The sequence below is a fragment of the Advenella kashmirensis W13003 genome, assembly GCF_000506985.1.
Lineage (GTDB): Bacteria > Pseudomonadota > Gammaproteobacteria > Burkholderiales > Burkholderiaceae_B > Advenella > Advenella kashmirensis_A.
The window spans coordinates 118082-131335 of sequence record NZ_KI650982.1 but is presented as its reverse complement, the minus strand read 5'-3'; the positions used below and the strand labels follow the sequence as shown (position 1 = coordinate 131335).

The 13254-nt window shown below is 56.0% G+C and carries 13 protein-coding genes; 7 read left to right on the top strand and 6 right to left on the bottom strand.

Translation table 11 applies throughout. From position 1 onward, the window contains the following. Position 1 precedes the first annotated feature (1 nt). Together ehuD and ehuA are read left to right on the top strand one after the other, a co-directional pair. Positions 2 to 694 carry an ectoine/hydroxyectoine ABC transporter permease subunit EhuD gene (gene ehuD, locus W822_RS42580; RefSeq protein WP_024006905.1) on the top strand — a complete coding sequence of 231 codons (693 nt, stop codon included), beginning with the start codon at positions 2 to 4 and terminating at the stop codon, positions 692 to 694. After that, positions 691 to 1566, top strand: a complete 876-nt coding sequence (gene ehuA, locus W822_RS42575; RefSeq protein ID WP_301280280.1) for an ectoine/hydroxyectoine ABC transporter ATP-binding protein EhuA — start codon at positions 691 to 693, stop codon at positions 1564 to 1566. The genes ehuD and ehuA overlap by 4 nt, the downstream gene beginning before the upstream one ends. A gap of 196 nt (positions 1567 to 1762) precedes the next feature. On the opposite strand, the gene W822_RS42570 is transcribed toward ehuA, so the two are convergent. Continuing rightward, positions 1763 to 2692: an AEC family transporter gene (locus W822_RS42570; protein ID WP_024006903.1), complete on the bottom strand. Its 930-nt coding sequence runs from the start codon at positions 2690 to 2692 to the stop codon at positions 1763 to 1765. Between the two features lie 8 nt (positions 2693 to 2700). After that, positions 2701 to 4194 (bottom strand): AMP nucleosidase, encoded by a 1494-nt coding sequence (locus W822_RS42565; RefSeq protein WP_024006902.1) that lies wholly within the window; start codon positions 4192 to 4194, stop codon positions 2701 to 2703. Between the two features lie 224 nt (positions 4195 to 4418). Here W822_RS42565 and W822_RS42560 point away from each other — a divergent pair, with 224 nt between their 5' ends. Beyond that, positions 4419 to 5240, top strand: coding sequence for a mechanosensitive ion channel family protein (locus tag W822_RS42560; RefSeq protein WP_024006901.1), 822 nt, complete (start codon positions 4419 to 4421; stop codon positions 5238 to 5240). 87 nt (positions 5241 to 5327) lie between these two features. Here the strand turns inward: W822_RS42560 and W822_RS42555 are convergent, their stop codons facing one another. Beyond that, a complete protein-coding gene (locus W822_RS42555; protein ID WP_024006900.1) occupies positions 5328 to 6206 on the bottom strand; it encodes an RNA methyltransferase in 879 nt (292 codons plus the stop codon). Positions 6207 to 6317: 111 nt separating this feature from the next. Between W822_RS42555 and W822_RS42550 the strand changes: the two genes are divergently transcribed. Further along, positions 6318 to 7112, top strand: coding sequence for an inositol monophosphatase family protein (locus tag W822_RS42550; RefSeq protein ID WP_024006899.1), 795 nt, complete (start codon positions 6318 to 6320; stop codon positions 7110 to 7112). 28 nt (positions 7113 to 7140) lie between these two features. Next, the gene (locus W822_RS42545) at positions 7141 to 7995 is read left to right on the top strand and encodes an undecaprenyl-diphosphate phosphatase (protein WP_024006898.1); all 855 of its coding nucleotides are present in this window, start codon (positions 7141 to 7143) and stop codon (positions 7993 to 7995) included. A gap of 55 nt (positions 7996 to 8050) precedes the next feature. Here W822_RS42545 and W822_RS42540 read toward each other — a convergent pair whose 3' ends face one another. Further along, positions 8051 to 8911 carry a MaoC/PaaZ C-terminal domain-containing protein gene (locus W822_RS42540; protein ID WP_024006897.1) on the bottom strand — a complete coding sequence of 287 codons (861 nt, stop codon included), beginning with the start codon at positions 8909 to 8911 and terminating at the stop codon, positions 8051 to 8053. A 17-nt stretch (positions 8912 to 8928) separates the two neighbouring features. After that, positions 8929 to 9843, bottom strand: coding sequence for an SDR family NAD(P)-dependent oxidoreductase (locus tag W822_RS42535; RefSeq protein WP_024006896.1), 915 nt, complete (start codon positions 9841 to 9843; stop codon positions 8929 to 8931). Positions 9844 to 9999: 156 nt separating this feature from the next. On the opposite strand from W822_RS42535, the gene W822_RS42530 reads away from it, so the two are divergent. Together W822_RS42530 and W822_RS42525 are read left to right on the top strand one after the other, a co-directional pair. Next, complete coding sequence (locus tag W822_RS42530) at positions 10000 to 10908, top strand: LysR family transcriptional regulator (RefSeq protein ID WP_024006895.1); 909 nt, start codon at positions 10000 to 10002, stop codon at positions 10906 to 10908. Between the two features lie 222 nt (positions 10909 to 11130). Then, on the top strand, positions 11131 to 12129 hold the full coding sequence (locus tag W822_RS42525; protein ID WP_081724460.1) for a Bug family tripartite tricarboxylate transporter substrate binding protein: 999 nt from the start codon (positions 11131 to 11133) through the stop codon (positions 12127 to 12129). Between the two features lie 95 nt (positions 12130 to 12224). Here W822_RS42525 and W822_RS42520 read toward each other — a convergent pair whose 3' ends face one another. After that, on the bottom strand, positions 12225 to 13193 hold the full coding sequence (locus W822_RS42520) for a Bug family tripartite tricarboxylate transporter substrate binding protein (RefSeq protein WP_024006893.1): 969 nt from the start codon (positions 13191 to 13193) through the stop codon (positions 12225 to 12227). Positions 13194 to 13254 lie beyond the last annotated feature (61 nt).

The following is a 13254-nucleotide window of genomic DNA, read 5'->3' as shown; positions in this document are numbered from 1 at the left end:
TATGCTATTTGGTATTGAATGGGATACAAGCAGCAATTGGGCGTTCGCGGTCTCGATTTTTCCGATCCTGCTCAAGGGGCTGGTGGTGACGCTGCAGGCAACCGTGGTGGGCTTTTTTGTCGCCATGGTATTGGGATTGATTTTGGCCGGCCTCAAAAGCGCGCGTCTGGCCATCATCTCCTGGCCGGCAAAATTTATCACTGAATTCATTCGTGATACACCGCTGCTGGTCCAGCTTTTCTTTTTATATTACGTGTTGCCGGAGCATGGCATTGTTCTGCCCGCATTTTTGACCGGCGCATTGGCGCTGGGCGTGCAGTACAGCGCGTATCTGTCCGAAGTGTACCGGGCCGGGATCGAATCGATTCCCCGCGGCCAGACTGAAGCCTCCCGGGCGCTGGATCTGCCGCCCGTGCGCACGTTCGGGTTTGTGATTTTGCCGCAGGCGATCCCGCGCATCATTCCGGCCATGGGGAATTACCTCGTGTCCATTATGAAAGATGTACCGGTGCTGTCGGTTGTGACGGTGCTTGAAATGCTCAACGTGGCCAAAATCATTGGTGACCGTACTTTTAATTACCTGATACCGATATCCATGGTGGGGGCAATCTACCTGATTCTGACCATTGCGGCATCCTATGGTGTGCGCTATCTGGATACCCACCTGCCAAAACGAGGAATACCATTACGATGAATAATTCGATAGAGAACAATCAGAGCACGCCAGTGCAGAATCAGACACAGGGCGAAGACATCGTCGAAGTCGATGGCGCTGCAGGGCGTCTGGACACCGGCGAACCGATTATTCGTTTTGAAAAAGTTGTCAAGAAATTTGGTGATGTGACCGTGCTGGACGAGCTGGATTTTGACGTTCGCAAAGGCGAAAAGGTCACTATTATCGGGCCATCCGGCTCGGGTAAATCGACCGTTCTGCGCATTCTGATGACACTTGAAAATATCAATGAAGGCGTGATTTATGTGACCGGCAGGCCGTTATGGCATGAGGAAAAAAATGGCGAACTGGTTGCTGCCGGAGAGGATCACTTGCGCGAGATGCGCAAGGAAATGGGTATGGTCTTCCAGCAGTTCAATTTGTTTCCGCATATGACGGTGCGGCGCAACGTGACCGAGGCGCCGGTGCAGGTGCTCAAACTGTCCAAGGAAGAGGCCAATGAACGTGCCGACACCTATCTGGAGTTGGTCGGTCTGTCGGATCAGGCCGATAAGTTTCCGAGCCAGCTGTCAGGCGGACAGCAGCAGCGTGTCGCGATTGCACGCGCCCTGGCCATGAGGCCCAATATCATGTTGTTCGATGAACCGACTTCGTCGCTGGATCCCGAGCTGGTCGGCGAGGTGCTCAATGTCATTCAACGTCTCGCCGAAGAGCACGATCTGACGATGCTGCTGGTGACTCATGAAATGCAGTTTGCCAAGCAGATTTCCGATCGGGTCTGTTTCTTTGACAAAGGCAAAATTGTGGAACAGGGCACGCCAGACGAAGTGCTGACCAACCCGCAAGAGCCACGTACACAAGAATTTCTCAAAAGCTTTATCGAGCAGCACTGAAGCGGCATGCTCCGGGAAACGGAGTCATGGCGGCCCGATTTCCTTTGGGGTACATGCTGCGGTCAGGTATATGCTGCGATTAGGGTAAGTCGCCGAGATGATCTCCTGTAACCAGGCTACTCATCGAGGTGATGCTCTGATCAGGGCAAACCATCGTGATGACGCCTGGCCGTCACGATGGTAGCGGCGTCCGATCTTAGTTGTGAAACAAGGCCAGCAGCACCGAGACGCTTACGACCGACAGCACAGTTGAAATAAAAATAGATTGCGAGACAAGCTGAGTATCGCGCCGGTACATGGATGCCAGCATGAACGGCCCGGTGCCGATGGGCAGGGCAGCGAGCAGCACGGCTGCTTCACGCTGGATCTGCGGCATGTCGAATACGAGAAAAGCAAGTACGGCGGTGATGGCGGGCAGAAACAGCATCTTCATGAACAGGACTGCGGCCAGTGCCGGATGGGGCCGCGCGCTGCGGGTTTGCGCAAGAAACAGACCAATCGTTACCAGCGCACACGGACTGGCCGAACTGCCCAGCAGCCGTGCCAGTTCAGCCACCGGGTCGGGCAATGGGATACCCAGGCCGGAGAGCGCCATGCCCGCCAGCGGTGAGATGATCAGCGGGTTCTTCAGTAAAGCCATGCCCGAGTGACGCACGCTCGTCCAGACACTACCGTGTTTTTGCAGGCCCATTTCCAGGCAAACGATGGACAGTGCAAACAGCACGCAGGCCGTCAGGATCATCGATAGTATGACGGGTGTGATACCCGCCTCGCCATATGCCAGCATGCACAGCGGCAGGCCCATATAGCCCGTATTGCTGTAGGAAGCAGACAAACTGGCAACACTATTGTCAGACAGGCTGAATGCACGTCGCTGCCAGACCATGAATATAATAAATGTCGCAAGCATGCCGCCGATGGAGGACAGGATAAACGGAATCTGGTTAAGTGATTCCCAACTGACCGTGGCCATGGAATGAAACAGCAGCGCCGGAAGAGCCAGCCAGACGACATAACTGTTCAGGTGCTGGCTGGCCTGCTCCGACAAAATGTGCGTACGCGCGGCAAGGAAGCCAACCAGGATCAGCGCAAAGACCGGGAAGGCGGCATTAATAACGGCATTCAAAATACAAACTACTTAAAGGCGGTTTCAATAAAGCTGCGCAGTTTACGCGAATGCAGGCGCTCGCGCGGCATTTCGCGCAGTTTTTCCAGGGCACGCATGCCAATGCGCAAATGCTGGCTCACCTGCTTGCGGTAAAAATCAGAAGCCATGCCCGGCAGTTTCAGCTCGCCATGTAGTGGCTTGTCTGACACACAGAGCAGGGTGCCATAGGGAACGCGAAAGCGAAAGCCATTGGCGGCAATGGTGGCCGATTCCATGTCCAGCGCGATCGCCCGTGATTGGGAAAAACGCTGGACGGGTTCGTGCTGGTCACGCAATTCCCAGTTACGGTTGTCAATCGTGGCGACCGTTCCGGTACGCATGATGCGTTTAAGTTCCCAATCGGAAAGACCGGATATTTCCTCTACGGCATGCTCCAGGGCGATCTGGATTTCAGCCAGTGGCGGAACCGGTACCCACAGCGGCAGGTCGGCATCCAGCACGTGATCTTCGCGCACATAGCCATGAGCCAGCACATAATCGCCCAGGCGTTGTGTATTGCGCAGACCGGCGCAATGGCCCAGCATAATCCAGGCTGAGGGCCGCAAGGTGGCGATGTGGTCGGTAATGGTTTTGGCATTGGAAGGCCCCACGCCGATATTGACCAGTGTAATGCCGTTGCCGTCTGCCCGCTTGAGGTGATACGCCGGCATTTGTGGCAGTCTTTGCAGCTTCTGCGAGGTGTCGGGCTGATTCTTGCGTGAAATATGATTGCCCGGCTCCACCAGTTCTGTATAGCCTGAAGCATCATCGTCTATGAGTTGGGTCGCGCGGCTGATGAACTCGTCGACATAGAACTGGTAGTTGGTAAACAGGACAAAATTCTGGAAATGCTCGGGGGCGGTGGCGGTGTAATGCTGCAACCGGTGCAGCGAATAGTCGATCCGGGGTGCGGTAAACGGTGCCAGCGGCCCCGGCTGGCCGGGCTCCTCGCGCAATGTACCGTTGACGATCGCGTCATCCATCACGGCCAGATCGGGTACGTCGAAATAATTGCGCAGCGACGATCCAAGCGTGTCTGCATACACCCCTTCGATATACTGGCCGCCCGTGAATGCAAAGTGCAGGGGGATGGGAACATCCGACTCCCCGATCTCGACCGGCAATTGGTGGTTTTTCATGATGAGCGCGATTTGTTCCAGCAGGTAGCTTTTGAACTGCTGCGGCTGGGTAATCGTGGTCTGATACAGGCCTGGTTCGGTGGTATGGCCGTAGGACAGGCGCGAATCAACTTCCTGGTGATCAGGTACATGCAGGCGGATGGCCGGGTAGCAGGCACGCGTGCGCCGGGTTGACCGGTTTTCGTCGCTGATATAACGGTAAAAGGATTCGCGAATGAACAGTGTGTTGCGCTCGTAGATGTGCAGCAGTGCTTCATAAGCCTGAGCAGGCTCGTGGAAACTGGAAAATCCGATTCTTTCAGGAGAATAAAAGGGAGAAGGGGTGCTTTGCTGAGTATTCATGAATAGGCTTGTGTCACAGTCTTCGACAAAATGCAGGCCGTTTCATGAAAGAGCTCAGTTGAAATCGGCGCTGCTTGATAATCCTGAAGTATATTCTGTCATTATGACACGTTAAAATCCTGAAACAACGAATGCCCATCGCCGGGATGGGGCTGTCGGTGTAGTTGGGTGCACACGTCTGCGTCGGCCACACCCCTTCAATTAACCTCAATAGAGTGATTTGTATGGATATTCAGCATATTGAAAGCTTTTGGCCTTTTTTCCAGCGGTTTGCCATTGATGTGGTTGTCGCCGTTCTTATTCTTGCCCTGGGCTGGACGATTTCCAGGTGGCTGGGCAACGTGGTGCAACGTCTGAGCGCACGCTCAGACCGGATTGATCCGACCATTATCCCCATGTTTCGCACGGTGGTGGTCTGGAGTATCCGGATTTTCACCGTAATCGCGGTGCTCTCGCAATTCGGTGTGCAAACAGCCAGTCTGATTGCCGTACTAGGCGCAGCCGGCCTGGCCATTGGTCTGGCGCTGCAGGGAACCCTGCAGAACATTGCTGCCGGGATTATGTTGCTGGGGCTGCGGCCCTTGCGTGCCGGGGAAAGCGTAACGGTCGCCGGTGGCGTGTCCGGAACAGTCGATGAAGTAGGCCTGTTTCTGACACGCATCGTACAAGCCGATGGCGTGCAGGTTACGATCCCGAACAGCACCGTATGGAACGGCAATATCATCAACTTGAGCCGCAATCATAATCGCAGGATGGATATTCTGGCGTTTATCCGGTATGGGGAAGATGTCAATCGGGCCATCGAGGTTCTGCTCAAGCTGCTGGACGAGCAGCCTGTGGCGCTGAAGATGCCCGAACCCTCTGTCTTTGTGAGTGATCGCAAGGACGGAACCATTACGCTGACCTTGCGTGTCTGGTCCAGCGCCGGTGATTTCACGAATCTGCAGAATGACCTGAATCGCCAGGTTCAGATGCGACTGGAGCAGGAGGGATTCCAAAGCCCCATGCCGGTTCGGGTTGCCGTGGACACCGGGAAGCATCCGTGAGTCAATGCGAAGACTGACCTTCGTATGCCGCCTGGCATGGTACCCCGGTGAATGTCACCACCCAAAAGGGTCTGCCATGCCTGTGGGTTAAGGACGATAGACGGTCTTCAGAATATTGGTGCACACACCGCGCATCATATCCACTTCTTCCTGTGTCATATGAATGCGGGTAAACATATAGCGCATGCGCGGCATCAGTTTTTTCGGATGATTCGGGTTCAGAAAATCAATCCCGATCAGCGCACTCTCCCAATGATTGATAAAGGCCTCGACTTTTTCCGCAGGCGCATAGTCGCGGTCAGGCAAAGCCGGCGCCGCCGGGTCGGTCGCCAGTGAAGCGAGCCGGGCCAGGGCCGGATGCATGTGTGCGGGGCTGCTGTCTACTGTCGCTGCAGCAGGAGGTGACACCGCAGGGCTGTCTGCTGTTGGTGCAGCCTGGTGGGATGCCACGGGGGCCTGCAAGGCATAGTTCAATTCCCAGGCGGCCAGCAGCAGGGCCTGGGAAACGTTGAGCGAGCTGTATGTCGGGTTGGCCGGGATATGGCAAATGCGATGGCAACGGCTGATATCGTCATTTTCCAGGCCGGTCCGCTCTGTGCCGAGCACAATTGCAATACGGGTATTGGCGTGATTATGCAGATGCGTGCGGGATAATTGTGCTGTCTGGCGGATATCCAGCGACGGCGGTCCCATGTCGCGGCTGCGGGCCGTGAGGGCAAAGGCCAGGGTACTGCCTGTCAGCGCCGCGTCAAGATCGGGGGCGATGCGGGCGCTGTCCAGGATATCGGTTGCGCCACTGGCCAGCGCTCGGGCTTCGTCATTGCCCAGAATGTCCGGATCCCGCGGGCGAACCAGTACCAGCTCGCCAAACCCCATGTTTTTGATGGCCCTGGCGGCAGCGCCTACATTGCCTGGGTGGGTGGGGGACACCATGATAAAACGGACCCGGGTATGCAACGGTGACATAATATTCCTTCGAACGGCATGAATATGGACACAAACCAATGGATTTGCAGAAGTCTGCTTTAATGTCCATTAAAATGCGTATTTTACTACTCAACCGAAGTCTGGATAGTTATGCACCCCATGCTCACCATTGCCGTACGCGCTGCCCGCCGTGCCGGCTCCATTATCAATCGTGGCAGTCTCGATCTGGATAAAGTCCAGGTTGCACGCAAGGGACCAAACGATTATGTTACCGAAATCGATCGCAATGCAGAACAGGCGATCATCGAGGTGTTGCGCGAGGCTTATCCGGACCATGCGTTTCTGGGCGAAGAGTCCGGCCATATTCCCGGTCCCAAGGACAAGGAAAATGAAATGCCCGAGTACCAGTGGGTGATTGATCCGCTGGACGGCACCACCAATTTCGTCCACGGCTTTCCCAATTATGCAGTCTCCATCGCGCTGCTGCACAAAGGCGTGGTCACGCAGGCGGTCGTCTATGACCCTGCGCGCAATGAAATGTTCACGGCCACCCGGGGCGGTGGCGCCTTCCTGAATGACCGGCGCGTGCGCGTCGGCAGCCGCACGCGCTTTTCCGACGCCCTGATCGCCGGTCGTTTTCCATCCGTTTCCGGTTCGAATCGCACCGGCGCAGAACGGTATTACGGCCTGGTAGACGAATGCTCCGGTTTTCGTCGGCTGGGCGCGACGGTGCTGGAACTGGCCTATGTTGCCACCGGACGTTTCGATGGCTATTGCGGCGTGCACCTGAAACCCTGGGACCTGGCGGCAGGCAGCCTGCTGGTTCTGGAAGCGGGTGGCCTCATTGCAGACTTCGAAGGGGAACAGACGTGGCAGAAGACCGGCAATGTGCTGGCAGCCAGTCCCAAAATCTTCACCCAAATGCTAATTTCGCTGAAGCAGTAAGCTTTAAGCCCCGTTCGGAGCAGCTGTTATGGATCAAGTGTGGTATCTGTTTAAAGCCATCGTGCTGGGCGTGGTTGAGGGCGTAACCGAGTTTTTGCCGATCTCCAGCACGGCTCATTTGCTGATTCTGGGCGACTGGATCGGATTCGACTCCGGGCAATTCAAGGTTTATGAAATCGTGATTCAGCTGGGTTCTATCCTGGCGGTCATGTGGCTCTATCGGCAGCGGCTGCGGGAAGTCATTGTGGGTACGTTCACGGGCAACCGGACCGAGCAGCGCTTTACGCTCAATTTGATCATTGCCTTTTTGCCGGCTGCCATCATTGGCTTGCTGCTGATTAACCAGATCAACCGGCTGCTTGATGGCAAGTTCATGATTTATGCCTTCACGCTTGTCGTCGGCGGTATCATCATGTTGTGGGTTGAGCGGCGGCCTACAATGGCCAAGCACACCACGTTGCAGGATCACGAACTGGCCCATCAGGTGCAACGCCTGGAGGATATTACCTGGAAGCAGGCGCTGGTGGTGGGCTTCGCTCAGTGTCTGGCCATGATACCAGGCACCTCTCGCTCAGGAGCCACGATTATTTCGGGCATGATGGCCGGCATTCACCGCAAGACGGCGACCGAATTTTCCTTCTTCCTGGCCATGCCGACCATGATTGCCGCAACGGTATTGAGCTTGTACAAGCATGGCGGAGAATTGACCCAAAGCAACTTGTTGGCGGTCGTACTGGGTTTTATTGCTGCCTATGTCAGTGCGTTGCTGGTGGTTCGCGCCCTCATGCGTTTTCTGTCCAGCGCATCCTATCGGCCCTTTGGCTGGTATCGCATCGTATTTGGCCTCATCGTTGCGATGTGGGCCTGGAACCAGATGGCCTAGCCCACCTTGCGGCTACGCTGATGTTATTGAAAATGCCGGTTGCGACCGGCATTTTTTATGTCCGCAATGCGGCATAGCCGTGGCTGAGCACCGTCACGTTTCGCTCCCTGACGCGCGCCTGGAAATGGATATCTTGCGGGCCGTCCCGCCAGATATCGCACACCAGTGTCTCGCCCGGATAGACCGGCGCTGAAAACCGGGCATCAAAACGAAACAGCCGGGCCGGGTCCTGGTCGCAACAATGTTGCACCACCGCCCTGGCAACATGGCCGTAGGTGCTCAGCCCGTGCAGAATCGGGCGCTCGAAACCGGCAGCCGCAGCGGTCTGCGGGTCGATATGCAAGGGATTGGGATCGGCATTGAGACGGTATAGAATAGCCGCGTTTGGCGCCACGGCGATTTCATCCTGCAGGTCGGGGTCCCGCTGCGGTACGGCAGGCAGGGCGGCAGGAGGGCTGTCGCCTGTGCCGAAGCCGCCATCGGCCCGGCAGAAGGTGGTCTGCTGTATGGTGGCAACAAGGGTATTGTCTTCATCATACATATTGCGTTCGGCAATCACCAGTGCGCCCTTGTCGGCGCCCTTGTCTATGACATGCGAAATATGCGTTCTGCCGGTCAGCACGCCTTCGGCTGCCAGCGGCCGGTGCCAGGTGCTGCGCTGCTCGCCGTGAACCAGTTTGACCCAGTTGATGCCGGTGGCCGCATCCTGCATCCAGAACCCCGGATAGCACAGGATACTGCTCATCGTCGGGAAGGCATGCAGGTCTTTTTCGTAGACATATTGCAGTTGAAATGGGTCCACCGGGTCAGCGCCCAGACCGATTCCCAGCGCATACAATATGCTGTCACGCCGGGCGTATTCATGGCGCGTATCGGCAAAAGTCCAGTTTTTAATTCGCTCGTAGTCCAGGGGCATACGTCTGTCTCCTGTCGTCAGATGGGATCCCAATTGATCACATCAGGTGAGCGCTCGAGCTTGTGGAACTGGCCCTGCATGGCAGGAATGGCAATCTGCCCGATCAGCTCGGGGGTCCAGCCGTCGGACATATGCACTGAACGGACCGGGCGCGGTTGGCTGAACAGCAAAATTTCGTTGGCGCGCACCCCAAAAATCTGGCCCGTGACTTGGCTCGCGGCATCGCTACCCAGGTAGACGGCCATGGGCGCTACTTTATGCGTTTCCATTTTTTGCAGTTTTTGCACCCGTGCTTTTTCTTCGGGAGTTTCAGCGGGAATGGAACTGGTCATGCGGCTCCAGGCAAACGGTGCGATGCAGTTGGACCGGACGTTGTAGCGGGACATGTCAAGAGCGATAGACTTGGACAGGGCAGCGATGCCCAGTTTGGCGGCCGAATAGTTGGCCTGGCCAAAATTGCCGATCAGGCCCGAGGTAGAGGTCATATGCACGTAGGCTCCGGATTCCTGCTCGCGAAAATAGGGGGCGGCCGCGCGGCTTACAAAAAACGTGCCGTGCAGATGCACATCAATCACCTGACGCCATTCTTCCTCGTTCATTTTATGAAACAGACGGTCGCGCAAATTACCTGCATTATTGACTACGATGTCGATGCGACCGAAATGGTCCATGGCCGCCTGTACAATCTTGCTGGCCGACTCATAGCCGGCAACGCTGTCGGTGCTGGGGGCAGCTGTGCCGCCTGCGGCGATAATGTCATCGACCACCGCATGGGCGGGGCCATCATTGGCGCCCTGACCACTGAGCGATACACCGATATCATTCACGATCACTTTGGCACCGGCGCGGGCGTACGCCAGGGCGATCTCTTTGCCGATCCCGCCGCCTGCGCCGGTTACGATGACTACTTTTCCTTCTGCTATTGCGCCCATCCGTTTTACTCCTGTCAATTTCGCGGGTTCGACCCTCATGGCGGCCAGCCGGCACCGTTAGGGATTATGATCTATTGCTGTGGTATTTCATCATAGGCCAAAATGGCCGATGGCACTGTTCATTTTTCTCAATTACCCCCTTCGTGAAAGCTTAAGATGCGCTATGACCTGACCGATCTGAGACTGTTCATTCATATTGGCGAAGTGTCCAATCTGACCAAGGCCGCAGAAAAATCTTTCCTGTCGCTGCCTGCGGCCAGTGCGCGGATCAAAAACCTGGAAGACTCGCTCAAGGTGCGACTGCTGATTCGTCAGGTCACGGGCGTGAGCGTTACCCCGGCCGGCGAGGTATTTCTGAAATATGCCAAGGGCGTGTTTCAGCAGCTGGAGTGCATGCACGCGGAGCTGCAGCCGTTTTCCAGCGGGATCAAGGGCAAGTTGCGCATCATGGCCAATACCGCCGCGACGCACTCCTTCATGTCCGAAGCCCTGTCCACGTTCCTGGCTGAAAATCCCGATATCGATATCGAACTGGAAGAAAAACTGTCCAAGGAAATTGTCTCGGCCGTGCGCGGCGGATCGGTCGACATCGGCATTGTATCCAGCAATGTCAATCTGGATGGCATGGACGTGTTGCCGCTGTTTCGGGACGAGCTGGTCGTGGTGACCGATCTGGCACATCCACTGGCGCAGCGTCAGGATATTGCATTTGAAGCATTGATCGATCAATATCAGTTTATCGGAATCAACCCGGAAAGCGCCATTCAGACTTTTCTGGATGACAAGGCATACAAGCTGGGAAAGCGTTTGCACCAGCGTGTCCATGTCGGCAGTTTCGAGGCGGTATGTCGCATGGTCGATGCCGGGATTGGCCTGGCGATTGTGCCGATCGAATGCGCGCGCGCCTACAGCCGGGCGCCCCGGCTGCATATTCTGAAACTCACCGACGAATGGGCAGATCGCGAACGCAATATCTGTCGTCTTGCCGGGCGCGATCTGCCGGCTTACGCAGAAAAATTCATCAGCCATCTGCTGGACGTGTCGCGTCGCCTGCACGCCCGCTAGCGACGGGACAGGGTAACTGCAAAACGCGCCGGAATAAAGCAACTGCAAAACATAACCCTTGGCCTGCTGTCCATAATGCTGAGCTTGCGGTCTGACTTCGGCCTGGCTGAGGGACTCCTTCATGGATTAAAAACCGGCCTGGCCCGGTCTCGCGGCATAATTGAGAATGCAATAACCAATAGAGTCATGCCGTTACGAGCATGGCCAGACAAGGAGACTGTTTTGACAACTGAAATGATACAACGCAGGAAACTGCTCAAATCCATGCTGTATGGCGCGGCCGCATCCTATGGACTGGGACCTTTCAGCGCTTTTGCTGCGACTTGGCCGGCACAGCCGGTCAATTTTATTGTGCCCTTTGCACCAGGCGGCCCGGTCGACACCGCTGCCCGTATTGTGACCGAAGGTATGTCCCGCCAATGGGGACAGACTGCAGTCATTGACAATCGGGCGGGTGCGGGTGGCATTTTGGGTGCCCGGCTGTCGGCCAAAGCCAGGCCCGATGGTTATCATTATTTTTTCGCGGCCATTCACCACGCCATTTTACCCAGTCTGAACAGCGCGCTGGACTACGATATCGAAAAAGACTTTGTGCCGGTGGGTGGCGTCGCGCGGTTTCCCATTATTCTGATTGCCCATCCCTCTCTGAAGGTGTCATCGGTCAGGGAATTGATCGCGCTGGCCAAAGCGCAGCCCGGCAAGATTGCCTATAGTTCGTCAGGAACGGGCGGCGGCACTCACCTGGCTGGCGCGCTGTTCGCCAGTATGGCCGATATCAGCCTGCAGCATGTGCCTTACAAGGGAAGTGCGCCTGCGGTACAGGATCTGGTAGGCGGACAAGTGCAATTGATGTTCGCCGATGCCACGTCTGCGCTGCCTTTTATGAAATCGGGCAGGGTGGTTGCATTGGGCATTGGCAATCCGCAGCGCTCGGCGCTGGCGCCTGACGTACCACCGATTGCCGATGAAGGACTGCCGGGCTACGAGGCGTATTCCTGGAGCGGGCTTTTTGCACCAGCGGGTACACCTGCGGATATCGTGAACACGCTCAATGAAAACATCAATGCCCAACTGAAAGACAAAGCGGTCATTGAGAAAATGCATCGCAGCGGTTCAGAGCCCATTCCCATGACACCGGATGCGTTCGGCGGGTTTTTACGGGCTGAAATTGCCAAGTGGCATAAAACGATCGCGGATGCAAAAATCACCATCCAGGGCTGATTGCCCGGGCAGGCAGCGTATGGCGGCAAGTCCTGCGCTGCCGATCGTATCGGATTGCGCTGCCTGTCAACAGCGTCGTATTGATGCCGGCCGGCCTATTGACCCGTCTTGATCCCCGCCTTTTCTGTCACTTCCTGCCACAGCACATATTCCTTGTCGATACGCGATTTCAGATCGCGCCCGCTGCGCAGGGAAATGGTATAGCCCACTTTTTCCATTTGCTTACGATATTCGGGCATATCGGATACCGTCTTGAGCGCCTGTTCAATGCGTCCGGCAGTCGCATCGCTTAATTTTGCCGGGCCGACAATGCCGTACCAGCCCGTGACATCATAGTCTTTGATACCGGCTTCCGACATAGACGGTACATTGGGCAGTGCGCGATTGCGTTCTTTGGATGTCACTGCCAGCGCGCGTACTTTGCCGCTATTGATGTAATTGACTGCCGTTCCGGTAATGTCAAACATCATTGACGTTTTACCGCCGATAACGTCAATCATGGCCGGGGCGTTGCCACGATAGGGAACATGCAGCATTTGCGTGCCGGTGCGCTGTTTCAGAAGCTCGGCCGATAATTGGTTGGACGAACCGACGCCGGCTGAGCCAAAAGACAGGGCGCCCGGATTGGCTTTGGCATAATCGATCAATTCACCAATGCTGTTTACCTTCAGATTGTTGTTGATCACCAGCACGTTGGTATATTCGACCAGATTGCCCAAATAGCGGAAGTCGCGGTCTTTATTGATTGATATGCCTTTCTGGATGTGTGGGGTGATCGTCAGTGTCGGACTTGCCAGGAAATAGAGTACGCTGCCATCGGGCGCTGCACGCGCCACATTTTCAGCTGCGATAATACCGCTTGCACCTGCTTTGTTTTCAACGACGACAGGCTGGCCGATCTGATCGCCAAAAAACCTGGCAAATTGGCGGGCTGCCGTGTCTACCGGTCCGCCAGCGGCATAGCCGACGACGAGTTTGACGGGTTTGTCGGGCCATGTATCGGCGGCATGGCCGAGCACGGGAAAGAACAGCAGTGGGATGAAACGCAGGTATCGTTTTGACATACAGTCTCCATTATTCTGTTCATGAGGCGCGAGACACAGTGGTGTGTGTTGCGTATCCCGT